Here is an 18,134-nt window from a genome sequence, read left to right on the forward strand (position 1 = left end):
TGAAACGCGTTTCACGGGTGTTTCACCGCCTGAAAGCGGTGAAAACCATCAGATTCATACTGCCGATGTTTCGACAACGACCCATGGACTCGGTCGCGCCCTCCCGACTGGCGTTGGTCCTCTCGCTGGTCGTCCTCGGCGGTAGCCTCGCGGTGTTTGGCAGTGTCAGTGGGGTCGTCCCCGACCGGACCCACGAGCTCGAAATCGAGGACGGTGCCCTCGTCGCCGCGACCGGCGGCGGACAACAGCAGGTGCTGGTCGAAGACGTACGCACAGTCGTCCGAATCGAAATCAGCCGGCAAGACGGCTATCACGTCGTCCGAACGGTCGACCGTGAGCCGACAGCCGTGCGAACGCGGGTTCGAGTGCGGGCACAGCGTATCGTCGCCGACGCGGAGACCGTCGGCGGAGACGTCCCGGCGACAGACAGCGCGGCGTACGCTGTCCGTCGGATTCCGTCGGGCCTCCCGAGCGACCGCGCGGCGGTCGTCGGTGCCACACCCAACGGCTCACTGCGGACGGCGATGGAACCCAACGAGTCCGCGTTCGTTCTCCGGGCGAACGAGACCACGGACACCGTCGTCTTCGAGCGGCGCGAGCCCCGATGGAGTGACGACCGCGTCCTCGTCGTCGTGACGCCCGACGGAACCGGGGCACAGTACAGCGTGGTGGTCAACCTCCGCACCGAGACCGTCGAAGCACTCGTGCGACTCGACAGGGGTGACCGATGAGCGGTCGCTGTTCACACGGCAACTGGGGAGCGGGCCGGGGGACTCCGCTGCCCGTCGCTATCGCACGCTCGCTCGCGTCCCCGCAGCATGCCCGTCCCCGGTTGCCTCACGGTGGTGACTACCTGTGAGACGGACGCGCTCGCGCTCCGAACTGTTCGCTGCGGGTGTCCTCGTCACCGCCACGGCGGTCCTGGTCACACAGTTCCTGACCGCGACACCGACCGTCGCCGTAGCGGGTGACCAGAGCGTGCGAGCCGGGACCCTCGGCTGGCGTTTCACGCTCCGCGACGTGGCTGTCGTCGCGGTCACGGCGTGGGCCGCCGGAGTGAGCGCGACGGTACTCCTCACTGGCGGTTCGACGGCGGCCGCGAACGGGACAGCTACGGCGCGAGACACGGAGACACAGGCGTCTACGGACCGTTCCAGCGGTGAGCTACTGCAGGCCCGTCGGCGGGAGTGGGAGACCGTCTCGGACCGGCTCGCGAGCAACGAGGAACTGGTGTACCAGACGGTGTTAGACGCCGACGGCGTCCTGCCACAGAGCGAGATCGTCGACCGGACTGACCTCTCGAAAGCGACGGTCAGCCGAACGCTCGACAGTCTGGAAACCAGAGACCTCGTCGAGCGAAAGCGCCGCGGGATGGGGAACACGGTCCTGCTCACGTAGGCGGAGCACCGGTTTCGACGGGTCAGCGTCGGTGGACCGACACCGTCGCGGGGCCAGCATTATGCCGCCGGTGGACGGAGTTGTTCGAACCCATGTCCCCAGACAGCGCCTCGAACGCATCCGACCTGACGGATGGCCAGACGGACGACCAGCCGCGCGGCTCGCGTCACCTGTCCAGTGCGGACATCGCCGACCTCTACGACGACATGGCCGACCGCTACCAGCGCTGGGACTGGGCCAATCGGCTGTTCAGCGGCCCGCTCCGGAAGCGGGCGTTCGGCGACGCGCGCGGGCGGGTCCTCGACGTCGCCTGTGGCGCCGGCACGAACTTCCGGTATCTGCCCCGGACGGCCCAGCTGGTCGGCGTCGACATCAGCGCGGACATGGTGGCCGCGGCACGGGGAGAACTCGACGCTATCGGTCGGGGCGGGACGGTGTACCGGATGGACGCACAGGAACTAGCCTTTCCCGACGACAGCTTCGACACCGTCGTCTCCGCGCTCTCGACGTGTACCTTCCCCGACCCGGTCGCGGCGCTGTCGGAGATGGCGCGGGTCTGTCGCCCCGACGGACGGGTGCTGTTGCTCGAACACGGCCGCAGCGACGCCGAACTCGTCGGCCGGTTCCAGGACTGGCGCGCCGACGCCCACTACGAGCAACACGGCTGTCGGTGGACACAGGACCCGCTCGCACACTTCGAGGAGACGGACCTGACTGTCGTCGACAGCGAGGCGTTCCTCTTGGGCACGGTCACCGTCATCGAGGCTCGGCCGACGGCGGATTGAGGGCCGGCTCGCGGCGGGCGGCGACCGGCCGAACTCACGCGCCGTCGGCGTAGAACGCCTGCAATCCGGAGAGGCCGACGACGAACACGCGGCCGGCCGCGACCACCGGCGAGGCGTACTCCGACGCGTAGCCGGCCGAGGTCTCCCACCGCGTGCGGTCCGGACCGAACAGCCCCTCGGTTTCCCGTCGGAACGCGTGGACGTTGCCCGTCGCCACGAGGACGCTGTCGTCGGTCACGACCGGCGCGGCGGTGCCCTCGCTCGGGAGGTGGACCTGCCAGTTCGTCTCGCCGGTCGCCCCGTCGAGCTCGTGGAGGTCGCCGGCGGCGACGTAGACGTCGCCGCCGGCCGCGGCCGCGGCGGCGCGACTATGTAAATCCCGCCGCCAGCGGACCGACCCGTCGGGCGAGGCGGCGACGACCTCGCGCCAGCCGGTCTGGACGACGCCGCCGTCGTCGACGACCGACGCGGCGTACGCCGTCTCGACGGCGACGCGCCACTGTTCCTCGCCGGTCTCCCGGTCGAGTCGCACGAGCGCGTCCCGGTCGGGGACGTAGACGCCGTCGGCCGTGACGGCGGGGGCGATCTGCGTCGCGGTCTCGTCGCCGAGGTTGAACTCGTCGTAGACGAGCGGGTCGAGCGAGCGCCGCCAGCGTTCGGTCCCGTCGGGCGCGAGTCTGACGCAGGTAGTCGCGCTCCGGGCGTACACGTCGCCGTCGACGACGGTGACGCCGTACGTTCGCTCGTCGCCCACACGCTGGGTGTCGAGGACCGAGCCGTCGGCGAGCGAGAGCGCGGTCAGGGTCGCCGGCTCCGTGTCGGTGCCGACCGCCGGCTCTTCCCCTATCGTCGGGACGTAGAGCCGCCCGCGGTCGGGGTCTATCGCCGGCACGCCGAACGCCTCGCTGTCGAGAGTTCGCGACCACTGCCTGGTCCCGTCGGTCGCGAGGGCGACGACACGCTGGTCCGTCGAGAAGTACGCGACGCCGTCGTGGACGACGGGCGGCGCGTACGCCCACGTCCTCGGTTCGAGGACCTGGTGGCCCCCCGGCTCCGGGGCGCCGCCGGCGACGCGGTTCGTGTTCGTCGGGCCGTTGCCGTACGAACGCCAGTCGCCGTCGTGGAACACGCCGGTGTCGCTGCCGCCGCCGAGGGCGTTACACCCGGCCAGTGCGCCGGTCAATGCGGTTCCGAGGGACGCGAGGGCAGTCCGACGTGAGATACGCACCCGGGACGAGTCGGTGTGTGACGAGCCGGGCGCTGTCGCACGTGGGCCGGGAGAGGGCATAGTACACCTGACCTGTCCAGTTTGAAAACGGTTTCCGCTCGTTCGGCCCGCCCGTTTCGCCCGCTCCGCAACCGTTGATTTATAAAGGTCTCCGGGAGGGGTTCGTCCTATGGAATACACACGCGAAGACAGCGGCGCCCAGCGAATCGCGACGCTCGACATCGAGACCACGGGCTTCGACGCCGCGTCCGAGGAGACCGTCGCCGTCGGCGTCGGACTCCACGAGCGCGGCGCGGCCGGATACGAGGCTGCGCTGGACTGTTTCTACCGAGAGACGGCCGACGACGAGGCCGAGATGATACGTGGCGCGGCCGACCGACTGGCCGAGTACGAGGCGGACCTGCTGGTCACGTACAACGGCGCCGACTTCGACCTGCCCTTTCTCCGCGACCGGCTCGCGGAACTCGGTGCGGGCCGCACCGAGTTCTCGTTCGCCGCCGACCATCTGGACCTCCTGACGGACCGAAAGGCCCTGCCCGGAAAGTGGCCCAAACTCGAGGAGTGCGTCGAAGCCTACGGCTCCACGCCGGCCCGGACGGTCTGGAACGGGACGGACGTCGACGGCGGCGTGTTCGGCGAGGAACTCGCTCCGGCCTATCTGGACGCCCTCGCGGCCGAGGACGACGACCGGACGGCGGCGCTTCGGCCGGTCATCGAGCACTATCTCGAAAGCGACCTCGAAAACAACTGGCTCGTCTACTACGGTGACGTGGGTGTCGCGTTCGACCCCGGATACGCGGGCACCGTCCGGGAGTTCTCGACGTCACCATAGAACGGGGACACGCTGTCCGTGGCGGGACTGAACCGGCCACGGCGCCGCGGGAACCGACTGGGTCGACCGGCCGTCTACAGCGGACAGAGCGTGGTCGTTCCGTACGCCAGCGGAGCGTCCGCGGCGACGGGGACACGGCCCACGACGGCCGCACTGTCCCCCGCGATTTCGAGGAGTGTCCCGTGTGTCGTCCCCGCAAAGACGCGTCCGCCGGCTGTCGCCCACGAGAGAATCTTCTCGACGGGGGCACCGGCGTAGCCGATTCGCGTGTGGTCGCCGTCCCACGCGTCGACGGCGTAGAGCGCCGCGTCCGCCCCCGATTCCCCGTCCCACAGCGGTCCCGAGCGGGCGACCGGCACGTACAGCCGGCCTTCGGACACGAGCAGCTGCCGGACGTACCGCCGCTTCCCGAGCGGGAGTTCGGTCCACGAGTCGCCCGCGTCCCGCGTCCGATAGACGCCCTCTCGCCCGGCGAGCACCCATCTCTCGGCGGTCCGGCACACCACCTGATGGACGTCGTCGTGGAACGGCCCCGATATCTCGTGCCACGTCCGGCCGTAATCGGTCGAGGCGTACAGCCCCGCGACCTCGACACCGGCGATCAGCCGCTCGGGGGCCGCCGGGTGGCTGGCGAGCGTGTGGACGCGCACCTCGTCTTGGTTCGGATCGGTCGGCCAGTCCGCCCGGACGGGCAGGGCCTGAAACCCCCGACACTCCGTCCACGTCTCGCCGTCGTCCGAGCGGTACACCGCCGCGGGCAACGTCCCCGCGAAGAGCTGGCCGTCGCTCTCGGTGACGGCGTGGACCCGTCTGGTTGGCACGTCGCAGTCGTGCCACGTTCGGCCGTTGTCGCTCGTCCGGTAGAGCCCGTCGTCGGTCGCTGCCAGGACATCGCCGCCCGGCGGCCGCTTGAGCCGGTGGACGGTTCCGGCATCGAGACACGGTTCGGGGTCCTCGACCGGCAGTGTCGGGGCGCGAAAGACGCCGTCGGTCGTCCCGACGAGGAATCCGGGGCCGCTACCGTCGGCCGCTGGTTCGGGCCGGTGTCCGTCGGTGGTCTGCTCGTCGCCGTCGAGCCGGTCCGTGAGGCGCTTGTTTCCCGGCATGTTACCACGGTATCCGTTCGTTGTCACGCCAGAACGCCCCGCTCGGCCCGTGCTCGAACCGGGCCAGCCAGACCGCCGTCGCCGCTCCCTCGGGAACGCTCCGCGGTGCGTCCGGCCCGCCGTTGTCCGTGCGGACCCAGCCGGGGTCGACGCTGTTTACCAGGAGGTCCGGATACTGGCCCGAAAGCGTCCGCGTGACGGCGTTGAGCCCGGCCTTGGAGACGCTGTAGGGCATGTGGGACGGCTCCATCTCGCCGTCGAACTGCCCCGCGCTGCTCGCGACGTTCACCACGCGCGGGGTCGCCGCGTTCCCCAGCAGCGACAGGGCGTGGCGAGTCAGTTCGAGCGGACCAGTCAGATTGACGTCGAGGGTTTCGGCGACCGCTTCGCTGTCGAGGGTTTCGAGGGGGCCCTCCGGTCCCCGTGTGCCCGCGTTGTTGACCAGCACGTCCAGCGTTCCGACCTCCCGGTCGAGCCGCGCTATCGCCCGTTCGATCCCGGTCTCGTCGGTGACGTCGAGTTCGAGCCGCCGGAGCGAGTCCCCGTCGACGGCGGACGGGTCACGGGCGCTGGCGTAGACGGTGGCCCCGTGGTCCGCTAGCTGGCGCGCTATCTCCGCGCCCAGACCCCGGGACGAGCCGGTTACGAGGGCGGTCTGCCCCTCCAACGTGTCGAAGAGCTCGACGGCCGGTCCCTGTGTCATCGGACGGCCCTCGGGCCAGTCGGCGCGTCGGCGGCGCTGGACCGCGACCGGTCGGACGCTCTCATCCGTCTATCTCCGTTACCACGATGCGGCTGGCCTCGATATCCTCGGTCCGAGCGTCGAACCCACCGACCGTGTACGTCTCGTTGCCCGTTTCGAGCGTCAGTCTCGCCTCGGCGAACACCCGGTGTGGTTCCGGTTGGGCTCCCGCCTCGAAGCCGGGATAGGAAACCGACGCTATCGTCCCCGTCTCCCTGCGTTCGCGGCCCGTCGCGACGGACTCGCCGGTGATTTCGGCGCGAAGGCCCGTGTCGTCACGGACCAGCGGTTCGATGACGGCGAGACAGTCACGGAGCGACCCGAACCGCAGCGGCGGTTCGTACGGCGTCTCGACGTAGACCTCCTCGGCCGCCCGCCGGAGATTCATCGTGTAGTGCCATATCATGTTCTCGTGGGCGCTGTCGTCGACGTAGAGGCCGTACTCGTCCTCCGTTCGCTGGTGCCACGAGTAACAGGCGCGCTGGCGGTCGACCAGCACGCCGAACGGGGCCGACCGGAGCGGGTACCGGATGGCGTGGGCGCGCGTACAGAAGGCGCCGAAGTCGATGTCCGTCAGGGCGTCCTCGTCGTCGACGCCGTAGACGGTGCAATCCACGAAGACGTCCCGCTCGTGTGCGTCCGCCAGTGTCTCCCTGAGCGGTTCGAGGCGGTCCATCGAGAGGACGACCTGCGCGTAGTCCAGCGCGTGGTCGAGTTCTTCGATGCCCTTCTCGAAGACCGACTGGGCCCGCTGGACGAGGCTGGTGGTGTGTCGCTGCAGCGTCGGTTGCTGCCAGCGCTCGGTCACCACGTCGACAGCGCGCTCCAGTTGGTCGGCGCGCTCTCTGACCCCTTCGAGCGCCGACTCGGGGTCCAGCGCCTGCGCGTAGAGCTTGTCCTGCTCGTACGTGGTGACGAACCCTTTCGATTCCAGGTCGCGAACGACGTCGTACACGCGAGGTCGGGGGACGTCACTCACGTCGGCGATGTCCTGGGCGGCGACTGTCCCCCGGTTGACGAGCGCGACGTACGCGCTCGCCTGGTACGGCGACAGCCCGTACCGTTCGAGTGTCTCGACCAGCTCGGCCTCGTTCATGACACTCCCCTGTTTTCGGGCTGTGGACAAGAAACCGCCAGCACAACAGCCGTTGTGACGCGGACGAGACTGCCGCACAACGGCTATTGATAAAAAATTTGATAATATTTATCCGTCAGATTCGACTCGATACCCGTGTATGTTCCCGACACAGTTGCCCGCCGAGACCGCGCCCGAAGACCAGTCCCCGTCCCTCCACTGGTGGTACGTCGCCGGGGTGTGTACCGCCTGCTGACGGCCTCGGCCTCGCGCTGTCGCAGACCTGCGCCAGAACTATCGGACTAGAACGATTAGATATCGCACATGTATCGACCGACCGACGGCCCAGTGGCTCGGTATCGAGGACCGGACCGCTGTTCCCGGCGACACAGCCGCCTATGAGCGGCCGTCTCACGGCGCCCCCGTCGCTGTTCGTTCAGGCCAGCCCCGCGGGTGGCCTCTTTGGCGGCCTGCTCTCGAACCCGTGGTTCTACGCTGTGTTCTCCGCGCTCGCGCTCGTCGTCGGCGCAGCCGTCGGCATCTGGGTCAGCCCGCAGCGGCGGTGGCAGGCGGCGCTGCTGGCCGTCGGCGGGGGGTCGCTGGTCGTCTCGCTGGCCTTCGAGCTGTACGACCCCGCGGTCCGAACCATCGGGAAGTGGGCGGCCTCGGGCTACTTCCTGTTCGGCGTGGTCACCTTCGGCGGCCTCGACATCCTCATCGACAGGCTCGCCAGCGACCGGTCCGAGGAGCGCGGCTGGGGGCTGTGGGCGAGTGTCACGACCGACGGGGTGCCGGAGAACATGGCGATGGGGTCGCTGCTGGTCGGCAACGTCTCGGGCGCGCTGGCGTTCCTCTTTGCCCTCGTCGTCACCAACACCTCCCAGTCGATGATGTCGGGGACCAACATGGCACAGAACCACGACAGATGGCGGACGATGGGAGCGTGGGCCGTCACCGCCGTCGTCGTCGGCGCCGCGGTGTTGCTCGGCTACTGGCTCCTGCCGCCGCTGCCGGAGCTGTGGGTCGGCGCGATACGCGCGTTCGCCGGCGGGGCGATTCTCGCCTCGCTCGCCGGCGAGATATACCCCGACGCCTACCAGGAGGCCGGGCCGTACATCACGCTGGCGACGGCGGTCGGCTTCCTCGGGACCTTTCTGCTCTAGCGGCCGGGAATCTCGCCGTCGTAGGGTTCGAGCCGGTACTCCGAGGCCGGCACGTACTCCAGTTCCCGTTGCGTGTAGGACTGCTCGCAGTCCCGGGGGACGACGCCGAGGCCGTCCCGCTGGACGTCGACGACGACGATTCGCTCGCCGCTCTCGTCCGCCGGACAGGGGTGGCTGACGAAGGTCACTTCGTCCGACGGCGGCGCGTCGGGGAGCGTCCCGTGGATGACGTGGCGGCGGTCGCGTTCTAACACGGTCTCGAACTCCAGGGCGTGGCCGTTGGGTATCCGATACCAGGCCGCCACCTCGCGCTCGACGGTCCCGTCCGTCCGCTCGGCGATGACGAGGGCGATGCGTCGGTCGACGCCCGAGGCGTTTTCGACGTAGACGTGTCCCGCAGCAGTCCTGGGATTGTCCAGCAGACACCCACTGAGTCCGGCTCCCGCTGCGAGTCCAGCAGCCCGTAAGACCCCCCGTCGTGAGAACGAGTCCGCCATAGTCGCGCTAGCCGGTAGCCGTCAAAAAACGTGGTTACCAGTTCGGTCCGCTCGCGTCCAGCTCACGACGCTATCGACCCCATCTCGCATAGATTCATCAGAAAAATACAACAATTGGATGCGAGAAAATCGAAAGTGGTCAAATACAACTTCTAAAGCACTCAATTGCAGTATCTGTCTACGTAAAAAATGGTTGGAAATAGTGAATAAATCCGTCATATACAGGGTCGGTGCCCACCAATAGCGGGCATGGCTTCTCGGAACACGACCGTGTCTCGGCGGGCGTTCGTGCTGACGGCCGCGGGAGCGGCGACAGCCGCCACGGGTACTGCGGCCGCACAGGAGTCGCCCACTGGCGGCGGGACCGAGACGGGAACGGCAGAGGGAACACCGGCGGGAACCGACGGTGGCGCCACTGGCACGGAGGGAGGTTCACCCGCCGACGGCGGTGGCGGCGGGGGCGGCCCGCCGGACTTCGGCGGCTTTCTGGACTCGGTGGGGAACTTCGACGGCACCGTCGTCGACGCCCAGGGGCAAGACCAGGTGTCGGTGGCCGTCGGCGCCCAGGGCAACGGCGGGAACTTCGCGTTCGACCCGCCGGCGGTCCACGTCGACAACGGCGCGACGGTGGTGTGGGAGTGGACGGGGCAGGGCGGCGGCCACAACGTGGTCTCGGACGGCGAGGGACCGCTCGACTCGGGCGAAGCCGTCGCGGACCAGGGGACGACCTACGAGTACACGTTCGACGAAGACGGCATCTTCAACTACATCTGTGAACCCCACGAGAGCCTCGGGATGAAGGGGTCGGTTGTCGTGGGCACCGACTATCCGACGGCGAGCGCCGGTGGTGGTGGCGGCGGCGGTGGCGGTGTCCCGCAGGTGCCAAACAGCGCGAAGACCCTCGGCATCGCGACCTCGCTGGTGATGGTCGTGACACTCGGGTTGACCTACGTGTTCATGCGCTACGGCGGCGACTACGAACTCTCGGAAAAGGACTAGACAGACGGCGCGGCCGCGGCCCAGTGTCACTCCGAGCTCTGTTCTGCGGGCGGGCGTGGCAGCGCGACGAACTGCTTCAACACGGGGCTGAACGGGTCGTAGATGGACTGGTGACACTGGCAGTAGATGTCGTTCTCGGCGCCGAAGGCGGCGCTGCCCCCCTGGGTCTTCCAGCCGGGGACACAGCAGAAGTGCGTACACTTGTTGAGCCACGCGATAAAGCCCTCCGCCGTCGCGGCCGAGACGAACTGCCGGACGCTGCTCGGGAGGTCGCTGAACTCGCCTTCGCCCTCGGCCATCTGCGTAACCCGGTTCGACCGGATGAGCTGGACCGTGATGGACTGGACGTCCCCCTCGGAGCGCCACGTCGCGCTGGCGGGTTTGCCCAGCCCCGACTGGCCGATACCGTTGCCCCACGACTCGTAGTCCTCGAACATGTCGACGGTCAGCGGCGCGCCCTGCTCGATGTCGCTCTGCCATTCGTAGCTCCCGGGGCTGCTCAGGAGGGTGTTGTTCTGGTCGGCCTGTGGCCGGACGCCCGGCGCAGTCTGGACCCCGCAGTACTGGAACCACGCCGAGGAGTAGTCGATGCCGCTCCCCCCGAAGTTCGGGGCCCGCGCGACTCGCTCCTCGGGGTCGTACTCGGGCCAGACGCCCGTGAGCTGGCCGTCCCGGATTTCGATGGGGATGATGGGCATCCCGCGGGGCGCCGGCCCGTCGATGTTCTCGACGCCGACGAACTCCGTGGTCCCGCCGCCCTCGCCCGAGGGGTCGGTGAGCGTGTCGACTGCTGCCGCGCCGCCGACGCCGATACCTGCCAGGGCCGCGCTCCCGACGACGCCGGTCACGAAGCGTCGCCGGCCCGTTGCTGCCGGATATTTGTCTTCGTCTAGTGGCATGGTGGATACTGTGTCGCGACGGTCACGCGGGGCGTTCACGACCTGTCACACGCTCTCAAACGACGGTACGGGACACCGTCCCGTCTCCCACCGGTGAGGCCCCGTCGGTTCCTCCGCCCCGTCGTTACGTTCCGCGGCGGTATAGTCTCAACGATCTAACAATTAGTGGCGTCACCCGACTCGCCGAACCACGACGCCGCCCGGGCCGCGGTGTCCCGGAGCAGCGCCACGTCGTCGGTGAACACCTCGACGGCGACGGTGCCGTCGAAGCCGTCGAGATGGCGCGCGACCGGGTCGCCGTCGACCTCGCCGGCGCCCAGCGGCATGTGCGTGTCACCGCGGCCCCGCACGTCGTGGACGTGCAGATGTGAAATCCGGTCGCCGTGGCGCTTGCAGAACCGTTCGATACCCTCGTTCCCGTCCTCCATGTACGCGTGGCCGACGTCGAAACACACCGGGAGACCGACCTCGTCGGCGATATCGCCCAGCACGGAGAGCTGGAGCCCGCGGGGCTGGTGGCCGACGTTCTCGACGACGATCTCGACTCCTCTTTTCTCCCCGGCCGCGACGACGCGCGAGAGCTGGTCGGCGGCAGTCGACCGCAGGCCGGTGTCGTAGGGGTCCCGGACGGTCGCGTGGAGGACCGCCTTGCGCGCCCCGCGCGCCGCCGCCCAGTCGAGCAACCGCTCCTGATAGGCGAGGATAGCGTCGTTGATCTCGGGGACCGGCGTCGCCACGTCCTGCTTGAACGGGAGGTGGACGACGAGCGACTGGTCGCGCTCGGCCAGCAGGTTGTCGAGGCGGGCGTCGTCGATGGCCCCCGGAACGTCCAGCGCCTCACCGAGGCCGAACTCGGCGAACGCGAAGTCCGCCGCGGTCTTTTCGAGTCGGTCGAGGTCGTCGCCGACGGTCACGCCGAACTCCATACGCGGCGTTCGGGCTGTGGCCCTATCACCGGTTCGTCGAGGACCGCCACGGCTTTTACCTACAGCGCCGTCCCCGGGCGTATGGACCCGGACGACGTCCGTCGGGACTGGGCCGAGCGCTCGGGCAAGTACTCCCCCGAGTACTACGCCGAAATCGGCCCGAACGAAGTGAGCGAGACGCTCGTCGACGTGTTCGACCACTACGTCGCCGACGACGCCGCGATTCTGGAAATCGGCTGTGGCTCCGGCCGCCACCTCGCACACCTCCGGAGCCGGGGCTACGAGAACCTCACCGGCATCGACATCAACGAGGACGCCTTCGACGTGATGACCGACCAGTACCCCCGCCTCGCCGAGGTCGGGAGCTTCCGCGCCGGAGCGATAGAGGACCTCGTCGGCGAGTTCGACGACGACGCCTTCGACGTCGTCTACACCGTCGAGACGCTCCAGCACATCCACCCCGAGGACACGTGGGTGTTCGAGGAACTCGCCCGCATCACGGCCGACCTGCTAGTCACCGCCGAGAACGAGGGCAACAGCCCCCGGCGCGGCCGCGGCGAGACGGCCGTCAGCTACGTCGACGACGACTTTCCCCTCTATCACCGCAACTGGAAAGCGGTCTTCTCCCAGCTCGGCTTCGCGCAGCTGATTCGGGAGCCGACCGACCGCGACACGATTCGCGTGTTCCGGTCGCTCTGAGGCCGGCGTCGCCTCGCCCGGTGCCGATGTCAGGATTTATGATTTGCCCGTGACAAGACGCCGGGTATGTCGCCCTCCGACACCGTCGAACTCGCCGACGCGGTCTCCGACGTGCTCTACGCGCTCGCCGGCTGGCTCCTCGTCGGCCTGGGCGGGCTCGGCGTCGTCGTCCCCGTGCTGGCGTTTCTCCGTGGCGCCGGGTCGAACCCGCTCGTGCCGGCCGTCATCGTCCTGTTCTCGCTGTGTCTGGTCGCGCTCGGCGTGTTCGTCAACCCCCGACTTCGCCGTCGGCTCGACCGCCGCCGCTCGCTCGGGACGTTCGGACGGTCCCGCGTGGTCGAACACCGCGTCCTGCGTTCCGAGCCACACCGGACCGACCGCTGTGTCGACTGTGGGACACAGGTGAGTGAAGGAGAACTCAGGCGCTACCGGGAGGAGTTCTGTCTCGCCGGAGTGCCGGTGTACACCCACAGCGAAGGCCGGAACGCCTACTGTCTCGACTGTGCGACGGCCGACGTCCCGAGCGAGGAGACGGCGGCTGACCGGCGGGAGCGAACGGAGCCGCTAACCGAGTCCTGACGCGTTGTGACCGCCGATAACGGGGACAAAAACCCTCGGCGCGGCCGCGGCGAGGGAGCCGTCAGCTACGTCGCCGACGACTCGCCCTCCCACCGCCGTGCCCACTCGTCCAGTTCGTCCAGCACGTCGAGCAGCTCCCGCCCTTTCGGCGTGAGCGCGTAGTACACGGCGACCGGCGCCGCCTCCTCCATGCGTCGGTCGACGATGTCGTTCTCGACGAGCGCATCGAGCGCGTCGGAGAGCGTCTTCGAGCGCGCGTCAGTGGCGGCCTTGAGCTCGTTGAAGCGCTGTTCCCCGCCGTCGAGCGCGTGGACGACGTTGAGCCGCCACGGCGTGCCGATCCGGTCGATGGCCTGCACGACCGAACAGGCCGACTCGTTGTGTCGCTCGACCGACGCCCGTCGGTCGGCGGTGTCAGCGGCCATCGTTACCACCGCCTCCCGCTCTGTCGCTGTTCCGTCCCGTCGCGTCGACTGCCCGCCTGTTCCGTGCAGGTCCGAGTCGCGTGCATACGTAGCAAAACCGCACGGACGGCTGGTGCATAAGGGCTCGCAGGAGCGAGTTTAAGTTACGGGGCTGATATTTCGGCGCTACTCGACGCGGGCCCGGAGCCACTCGACGGTCCGGCGGTCCTGGGCGCGCTCGGTGCCGCGGGTCACCGGGTCGCCGTCGGGCGTCTGGAACGCGTGGTCGGTGTCCTCGACGGTGTGGAAGTCGGCACCGCTTTCGGTTGCGACCCGTTTCGTCGGCTCGTAGGGTACGATATCGTCGTCGTCGCCGTGGACGACGAGCGCGGGCATCGACCGCTCGGCGAACCGAGCACCGGGGTCGTAGCGGTGGAGCTCGTCGTACAGCACTCGCCCCAGCTCGAACCCGTCGCCGAGCGGCAGCGACCCGGACTCGCGCAGTTCGGCCAGCGCCTCGCCGGTGAACTGCTCGCGGCCCCACGGGGTCTGTGGGTCGAGGAACGTGCTGTCGATGTCGAGCACCGGGTTCCACAGCACGACCCCGCTGATGGCGTCGCTGTACCGGTCCAGCGAGAGGCAGGTCGACACTGCGCCGAAGCTCTTGGCGACGACGAAGTACGGCCCGTCGAAGGCCGCCCGCGCGTGCTCGAACGCGGCCTCGAAGTCGAGGCGTTCGCCGGCGACGGTGACGCCGCGCGGCCGCCCGTCGCTGTCCCCGTGGCCCCGGTAGCTAAACCGGACGGCGTCGAAACCGGCCGCCGCGAGCAACTCGGCGAGCCGCGTGAACATCCCGCCCTCGTCCATGTCCTGTGTGATGCCGTGGGCCAGCAACACCGTTCCGTCGGCGTCCCCCTCGGCCGGGTGGTGCACGCAGTCGAGTTCGAGGCCGTCAGCCGTCTGGATCGCTGTCATCGGTGGTTAGAGGCCGACCCCCACGCCCGCTGCCAGCGGCCACGACAGCGAGGACAGCGCGAGGAAGACCAGAGCGCCGCCCAGCAGCCCGACGTTCTTGAGGAAGTGTATCTCCTCGTTCTGCCGGTCCTGGCCCTCCATGGTCCAGAAGTCGTGCATGACCACGGTGATAGGCGCGAGGATAGCCAGTATCGTCACGGCCCCGACGGCGGGATAGGCCCCGACGAGCACCGACAGCGCACCGACGATGAGCCCGAGGCTCCCCAGCGGCACCGTCGCCGACGCCAGCGGCGCGCCTTTGCTCCGGGCGTACCCGACCGACGCTTCGAGGTCGAGGAGGTTCCCCAGCGCGAGGTAGCTGACCACGAGCGCGAACAGCGCCCGTCCGGCGAGGAACGCGCCCTCGGCCAGCGGCGACGCGAACGCCATCAGCACGCACCCCCCTCGCGACCGGGGGCGGTTTGTATCCGATTCGGATCGACCGCGTGTCGAACATCGCTTCGTAGCATCGTTGCACACGGTGCGAGGACCCCCTGCAGTATATACTTCAGGCAACTTACACTAAATCAGGTTGACCGCACTACACCTGCTGTTGTGCGCGCTATCTGACGGAGTAAAACGGCTACTCAGGGCTTAGGGCGCACGAAAAGTCCAGAGTACCACGAACGGCAAAAATAGTAGAATTTGTTACCATTCACGTTCTCACTCGCGGGTCACGCCGCTCCCCGCTCGCCGTCGTGGACCAGCCTCATCAACTGTCACGCCGGCTGTCCCAGAACACGCCGTTTCCGCGCGGGTCGCGACCCACCGCCCCCTCGTCGTGGAGCGACTGGAGGACCTGTCTGGCCTTGCCGCGCGCGAGTTCGCAGGTCTCGGCGACCTCCTGCGTCGCGACGGGCCCGAACTCGCCGACGAACTCCCGGACCGACGGCGGGTCGGCGGGCTCTGCCGACGGGGCGACCGCCTCCAGCGCGGCTCGCAGCTGGTCGTACGACTGAAATCCGGCGGCGACGCGTTCGCCTTCGGGGCCGCTGACGCGGTAGGTCGGGAACGCGCGGACGCCGGCCTCGCGGGTGCGAGCGAGGTCGCTCTCGAAACGTTCCCGGGCCGTTCCGTCGTCCAGCGCCTGCTCGAACGCGGTCACGTCGATGCCCACGCGCTCGGCCAGGGCGACCTGCGCTTCACGCCGGCTGACGTTGCGTGCCTCTGTGGCGTAGGCCTCGCGCAAGGCCCGGAGATACCTGTGTGCGTCGCGGCGGTCCTGCTGGCGCGCCGCGACGAACGCGACGCTCGCCGGATACGTCGACTGTGCGGGGTCAGTCTCGAATATCGAGGTATCGACCGGCATCCCGTGGGCCTCCGAGGCCGACTCCCAGTGGGGGACGACGTCGCTCGGCTGCGAGATGTCGTTGGCCGCGTCGTAGAACGTCTCGAAGTCCTCGACGAGCCCGCCCATGACGTATTCGAACTGGATTTGCTCCCCGTAGGCCGCTCGGAGGTGCCGGACGACCGGCTCGGACCCCCAGCACCAGGTGCACATCGGGTCGGTGTACTGCGTTATCGTTCCGCCGGCGGTGTCTGTGGCAGACATGGCTCTCGCTTCCGGTCACGCGGGGATATATCTCAGGCAGCGTACAGGAAAGCAGGTGTAGACGACTACGCCGGGTTACCATCCGAAACCTCGCCGCGCTCGACGCGCCGACCGCCGGTCCCGCTCAGAACTCGATGACGGCGTTCTCGGTGACGACGGAGTCGAGCAGCCGCGTCGGCGTCGCGTCGTAGCCCGGGTTCGCCACCTCGAACCCGTCGGCGGGTTCGAGCATGACCTCGCTCGCCGGCCGGAACGTGTTCTCGAAGGTGAAGCCGCTGCCGATGAACTTCGAGGAGGAGCCGACGGTCGTGACGGGGACGCCGTGGCTGTTCGCCGTGGCGACGATGGCGTGGGTCCCGATGCGGTTGTACACCACGTCCTCGATGAGGCAGTTCATGCCGATGAACACGCGGTCGACCTCCGCGAGGTAGTGGCCCGCGGCCCCGTCGGTGATGAGCGTCACCGCGACGCCCTCGCGCTCGGCGAGCTGGCGGGCGGTCTTGCGGCCGAGGAACCTGGGCCGGGACTCGGTGACGAACGTCTCGACCTCCTTGCCCGCGTCGAGCACCTCGTCGAACGTCGCCATCACTGTCGAGGAGTTCTCGTGTGTCAGGAGCACGTCCCCGTCCTCGACGAGCTCGGCGGCGCGCTCGGCGGCGCGCTGCTTGCTCGACTCGACCTCCGTCACCACGTCGTCGATGGCCTCGACCAGCACGTCCTTCGCCGACTCGACGCTGTCGGCGTCGGACTCCGTGACGGCCTCGACGATGCGCTGCTGGGTCGTGTAGAGGGGCGCGTGCGAGCGGTTAGCCCGCTGGAGCGCCGACGAGTTGCGCTCGACGACGCGGTAGAAGTCCTCGACGGTGTGGCACTCGCGCTCGGTCAGCTCGCGCAGGGCTTTGGCGGCCTTGACGGCGACGATAGAGGAGCTCTGGGTCTGCATCTCCTCTATCTCTCTGACTGTTTCGTCTATCATGTGTGTACATGCGACAGTGGGCACTAAGGACCTTCCCCCATCGGGCCCTCACGCGGCCGGTGGTCGCCCCGGCTCACTGCTCCGCCCGAAGCCGGCTCGCTCTGACAGCGCCCTCGTCGCTCGACCGGAGGATAGAGAGGGCCGTCATGACGTCCGAACGGGTGAGCAGTCCCCGGAACGCGCCGTCTTCGTCGGTGACGACCAGCCGGCCCACGGAGTTGTCCTGCAGTTCGTTCAGCGCGTCCATCACGTCCAGCTCGGGCCCGACGGTGACCAGCTCGGTGGTCATCACGTCCCGGACGGTGTAGGCGTCGCGTTCGACGTCCCGGACCGCGCGGGCGTCCTCCAGCGTGACCAGCCCCACCACCTCCCCGTCGACCTCGACGGGATAGCCCGTGTGGCGCTCCCGGAACATCGTCTCGACGAGCTCCCGGACCGACACCTCGGGCGTGACCGTGGTGACGCGGTCCGCCGGGGTCATCACGTCTCTGACCTGCACGCCCTCCAGGTCGGCACGCATCGTCGTCTCTCGGGCCTCGCCCGCCGCGCCGATGTAGATGAAGAACGCCAGTCCGGCCAGGAAGATGTTGCCCGCGACAAAGAGGCCGAACAGTCCGAGCAGGATGGCAAAGACCTTGCCCACCTCGGCGGCGATCTGCGTCGCTCGCGCGTACGGGCGGGTCCGGGCGAGCAGGGCGCGAAGCACGCGCCCGCCGTCCATCGGGAACCCCGGGAGCATGTTGAACGCCGCGAGTGCGACGTTCATCACCGCCAGATAGGCGAAGACGAAGCGGGCTGACTCGACGGCCGTCGACTGGGTGCCCGGCAAGACGAGGAAGACGCCGTAGGAGACGACCCCCAGCACGATGCTGACGATGGGGCCGGCGACGGCGATGGCCAGCTCCTGTTTCCAGTCTTCGGGCATCTCGGTCAGCTGGGCGACGCCGCCGAAGAGCCACAGCGTGATGGAGTCGATCGGGAACCCGTACCGAATCGCGACGAGCGAGTGGCCCAGCTCGTGCAGGACGACGCCGGTAAAGAGGCCGACGGCGGCCACGGTGCCGAGCGCCCAGACGAGGCTCCCGCCGGTCAGCAGCGCCGGGTCCAGCCCGGTTCCCAGCGAGCTGTTCAACAGCCCCGCCGTCTGTGCTATCTGGGTCCCGATAATCCACGCGAACAGCGGCAGGACGAGCAGGAAGGTCAGGTCGAGCTGGATGGGGATGCCGAAGGCGCTCCCGATGCGGAACCGTCGCATACCTG

The 18,134-nt window shown here is 68.6% G+C and carries 21 protein-coding genes; 8 read left to right on the top strand and 13 right to left on the bottom strand.

Annotation, left to right across the window (positions count from 1 at the left end; genetic code table 11):
* Positions 1-83 precede the first annotated feature (83 nt).
* From NDI56_RS13005 to NDI56_RS13015, 3 genes are all read left to right on the top strand, one after another.
* Positions 84-731: a hypothetical protein gene (locus NDI56_RS13005; protein ID WP_310919972.1), complete on the top strand. Its 648-nt coding sequence runs from the start codon at positions 84-86 to the stop codon at positions 729-731.
* Positions 732-855: 124 nt separating this feature from the next.
* Entirely contained in the window at positions 856-1,398 is a 543-nt protein-coding gene (locus tag NDI56_RS13010) for a helix-turn-helix transcriptional regulator (RefSeq protein ID WP_310919973.1), read from the top strand.
* A gap of 92 nt (positions 1,399-1,490) precedes the next feature.
* The gene (locus NDI56_RS13015) at positions 1,491-2,183 is read left to right on the top strand and encodes a class I SAM-dependent methyltransferase (RefSeq protein ID WP_310919974.1); all 693 of its coding nucleotides are present in this window, start codon (positions 1,491-1,493) and stop codon (positions 2,181-2,183) included.
* A 34-nt stretch (positions 2,184-2,217) separates the two neighbouring features.
* Here the strand turns inward: NDI56_RS13015 and NDI56_RS13020 are convergent, their stop codons facing one another.
* Positions 2,218-3,471, bottom strand: a complete 1,254-nt coding sequence (locus tag NDI56_RS13020; RefSeq protein ID WP_310919975.1) for an outer membrane protein assembly factor BamB family protein — start codon at positions 3,469-3,471, stop codon at positions 2,218-2,220.
* A gap of 109 nt (positions 3,472-3,580) precedes the next feature.
* Here NDI56_RS13020 and NDI56_RS13025 point away from each other — a divergent pair, with 109 nt between their 5' ends.
* A complete protein-coding gene (locus NDI56_RS13025) occupies positions 3,581-4,243 on the top strand; it encodes a ribonuclease H-like domain-containing protein (protein WP_310919976.1) in 663 nt (220 codons plus the stop codon).
* A gap of 74 nt (positions 4,244-4,317) precedes the next feature.
* Here NDI56_RS13025 and NDI56_RS13030 read toward each other — a convergent pair whose 3' ends face one another.
* From NDI56_RS13030 to NDI56_RS13040, 3 genes are all read right to left on the bottom strand, one after another.
* The gene (locus NDI56_RS13030; protein WP_310919977.1) at positions 4,318-5,349 is read right to left on the bottom strand and encodes a WD40/YVTN/BNR-like repeat-containing protein; all 1,032 of its coding nucleotides are present in this window, start codon (positions 5,347-5,349) and stop codon (positions 4,318-4,320) included.
* A gap of 1 nt (position 5,350) precedes the next feature.
* On the bottom strand, positions 5,351-6,052 hold the full coding sequence (locus tag NDI56_RS13035; protein ID WP_310919978.1) for an SDR family NAD(P)-dependent oxidoreductase: 702 nt from the start codon (positions 6,050-6,052) through the stop codon (positions 5,351-5,353).
* A gap of 61 nt (positions 6,053-6,113) precedes the next feature.
* Positions 6,114-7,187 carry a TrmB family transcriptional regulator gene (locus tag NDI56_RS13040; protein WP_310919979.1) on the bottom strand — a complete coding sequence of 358 codons (1,074 nt, stop codon included), beginning with the start codon at positions 7,185-7,187 and terminating at the stop codon, positions 6,114-6,116.
* 377 nt (positions 7,188-7,564) lie between these two features.
* Here NDI56_RS13040 and NDI56_RS13045 point away from each other — a divergent pair, with 377 nt between their 5' ends.
* Positions 7,565-8,329: a ZIP family metal transporter gene (locus tag NDI56_RS13045; RefSeq protein ID WP_310919980.1), complete on the top strand. Its 765-nt coding sequence runs from the start codon at positions 7,565-7,567 to the stop codon at positions 8,327-8,329.
* Here NDI56_RS13045 and NDI56_RS13050 read toward each other — a convergent pair.
* Entirely contained in the window at positions 8,326-8,826 is a 501-nt protein-coding gene (locus NDI56_RS13050; protein WP_310919981.1) for a hypothetical protein, read from the bottom strand. The two genes, NDI56_RS13045 and NDI56_RS13050, sit on opposite strands and share 4 nt — an antisense overlap.
* Before the next feature lie 249 nt (positions 8,827-9,075).
* Here NDI56_RS13050 and NDI56_RS13055 point away from each other — a divergent pair, with 249 nt between their 5' ends.
* The gene (locus NDI56_RS13055; RefSeq protein WP_310919982.1) at positions 9,076-9,825 is read left to right on the top strand and encodes a halocyanin domain-containing protein; all 750 of its coding nucleotides are present in this window, start codon (positions 9,076-9,078) and stop codon (positions 9,823-9,825) included.
* A gap of 26 nt (positions 9,826-9,851) precedes the next feature.
* Here the strand turns inward: NDI56_RS13055 and NDI56_RS13060 are convergent, their stop codons facing one another.
* Positions 9,852-10,724 (bottom strand): ubiquinol-cytochrome c reductase iron-sulfur subunit, encoded by an 873-nt coding sequence (locus NDI56_RS13060; protein WP_310919983.1) that lies wholly within the window; start codon positions 10,722-10,724, stop codon positions 9,852-9,854.
* Positions 10,725-10,879: 155 nt separating this feature from the next.
* Positions 10,880-11,650: a sugar phosphate isomerase/epimerase family protein gene (locus NDI56_RS13065; protein ID WP_310919984.1), complete on the bottom strand. Its 771-nt coding sequence runs from the start codon at positions 11,648-11,650 to the stop codon at positions 10,880-10,882.
* A gap of 81 nt (positions 11,651-11,731) precedes the next feature.
* Between NDI56_RS13065 and NDI56_RS13070 the strand changes: the two genes are divergently transcribed.
* A complete protein-coding gene (locus NDI56_RS13070) occupies positions 11,732-12,349 on the top strand; it encodes a class I SAM-dependent methyltransferase (RefSeq protein WP_310919985.1) in 618 nt (205 codons plus the stop codon).
* Positions 12,350-12,415: 66 nt separating this feature from the next.
* Entirely contained in the window at positions 12,416-12,928 is a 513-nt protein-coding gene (locus NDI56_RS13075) for a DUF8108 domain-containing protein (protein ID WP_310919986.1), read from the top strand.
* Positions 12,929-12,993: 65 nt separating this feature from the next.
* On the opposite strand, the gene NDI56_RS13080 is transcribed toward NDI56_RS13075, so the two are convergent.
* From NDI56_RS13080 to NDI56_RS13105, 6 genes are all read right to left on the bottom strand, one after another.
* Positions 12,994-13,353 (bottom strand): winged helix-turn-helix transcriptional regulator, encoded by a 360-nt coding sequence (locus NDI56_RS13080; RefSeq protein ID WP_310919987.1) that lies wholly within the window; start codon positions 13,351-13,353, stop codon positions 12,994-12,996.
* Positions 13,354-13,518: 165 nt separating this feature from the next.
* A complete protein-coding gene (locus NDI56_RS13085; RefSeq protein WP_310919988.1) occupies positions 13,519-14,307 on the bottom strand; it encodes an alpha/beta hydrolase in 789 nt (262 codons plus the stop codon).
* A 6-nt stretch (positions 14,308-14,313) separates the two neighbouring features.
* Complete coding sequence (locus NDI56_RS13090; protein ID WP_310919989.1) at positions 14,314-14,736, bottom strand: DoxX family protein; 423 nt, start codon at positions 14,734-14,736, stop codon at positions 14,314-14,316.
* A 322-nt stretch (positions 14,737-15,058) separates the two neighbouring features.
* Positions 15,059-15,898: a DsbA family oxidoreductase gene (locus NDI56_RS13095; RefSeq protein ID WP_310919990.1), complete on the bottom strand. Its 840-nt coding sequence runs from the start codon at positions 15,896-15,898 to the stop codon at positions 15,059-15,061.
* Between the two features lie 124 nt (positions 15,899-16,022).
* On the bottom strand, positions 16,023-16,874 hold the full coding sequence (locus tag NDI56_RS13100) for an eIF2B alpha/beta/delta subunit family protein (protein WP_310919991.1): 852 nt from the start codon (positions 16,872-16,874) through the stop codon (positions 16,023-16,025).
* Between the two features lie 73 nt (positions 16,875-16,947).
* Positions 16,948-18,129: a site-2 protease family protein gene (locus NDI56_RS13105; RefSeq protein WP_310919992.1), complete on the bottom strand. Its 1,182-nt coding sequence runs from the start codon at positions 18,127-18,129 to the stop codon at positions 16,948-16,950.
* Positions 18,130-18,134 lie beyond the last annotated feature (5 nt).

It is taken from the genome of Halomicroarcula saliterrae, assembly GCF_031624395.1.
Taxonomy (GTDB): domain Archaea; phylum Halobacteriota; class Halobacteria; order Halobacteriales; family Haloarculaceae; genus Haloarcula; species Haloarcula saliterrae.

Coding starts and splice junctions, on each gene's coding strand:
- NDI56_RS13035 (WP_310919978.1), bottom strand. CDS start 6,052: ATGACACAGGGACCGGCCGTCGAGCTCTTCGACACGTTGGAGGGGCAG.
- NDI56_RS13005 (WP_310919972.1), top strand. CDS start 84: ATGGACTCGGTCGCGCCCTCCCGACTGGCGTTGGTCCTCTCGCTGGTC.
- NDI56_RS13085 (WP_310919988.1), bottom strand. CDS start 14,307: ATGACAGCGATCCAGACGGCTGACGGCCTCGAACTCGACTGCGTGCAC.
- NDI56_RS13025 (WP_310919976.1), top strand. CDS start 3,581: ATGGAATACACACGCGAAGACAGCGGCGCCCAGCGAATCGCGACGCTC.
- NDI56_RS13055 (WP_310919982.1), top strand. CDS start 9,076: ATGGCTTCTCGGAACACGACCGTGTCTCGGCGGGCGTTCGTGCTGACG.
- NDI56_RS13105 (WP_310919992.1), bottom strand. CDS start 18,129: ATGCGACGGTTCCGCATCGGGAGCGCCTTCGGCATCCCCATCCAGCTC.
- NDI56_RS13100 (WP_310919991.1), bottom strand. CDS start 16,874: ATGATAGACGAAACAGTCAGAGAGATAGAGGAGATGCAGACCCAGAGC.
- NDI56_RS13050 (WP_310919981.1), bottom strand. CDS start 8,826: ATGGCGGACTCGTTCTCACGACGGGGGGTCTTACGGGCTGCTGGACTC.
- NDI56_RS13040 (WP_310919979.1), bottom strand. CDS start 7,187: ATGAACGAGGCCGAGCTGGTCGAGACACTCGAACGGTACGGGCTGTCG.
- NDI56_RS13095 (WP_310919990.1), bottom strand. CDS start 15,898: ATGTCTGCCACAGACACCGCCGGCGGAACGATAACGCAGTACACCGAC.
- NDI56_RS13020 (WP_310919975.1), bottom strand. CDS start 3,471: ATGCCCTCTCCCGGCCCACGTGCGACAGCGCCCGGCTCGTCACACACC.
- NDI56_RS13070 (WP_310919985.1), top strand. CDS start 11,732: ATGGACCCGGACGACGTCCGTCGGGACTGGGCCGAGCGCTCGGGCAAG.
- NDI56_RS13065 (WP_310919984.1), bottom strand. CDS start 11,650: ATGGAGTTCGGCGTGACCGTCGGCGACGACCTCGACCGACTCGAAAAG.
- NDI56_RS13015 (WP_310919974.1), top strand. CDS start 1,491: ATGTCCCCAGACAGCGCCTCGAACGCATCCGACCTGACGGATGGCCAG.
- NDI56_RS13090 (WP_310919989.1), bottom strand. CDS start 14,736: ATGGCGTTCGCGTCGCCGCTGGCCGAGGGCGCGTTCCTCGCCGGACGG.
- NDI56_RS13080 (WP_310919987.1), bottom strand. CDS start 13,353: ATGGCCGCTGACACCGCCGACCGACGGGCGTCGGTCGAGCGACACAAC.
- NDI56_RS13060 (WP_310919983.1), bottom strand. CDS start 10,724: ATGCCACTAGACGAAGACAAATATCCGGCAGCAACGGGCCGGCGACGC.
- NDI56_RS13045 (WP_310919980.1), top strand. CDS start 7,565: ATGAGCGGCCGTCTCACGGCGCCCCCGTCGCTGTTCGTTCAGGCCAGC.
- NDI56_RS13075 (WP_310919986.1), top strand. CDS start 12,416: ATGTCGCCCTCCGACACCGTCGAACTCGCCGACGCGGTCTCCGACGTG.
- NDI56_RS13030 (WP_310919977.1), bottom strand. CDS start 5,349: ATGCCGGGAAACAAGCGCCTCACGGACCGGCTCGACGGCGACGAGCAG.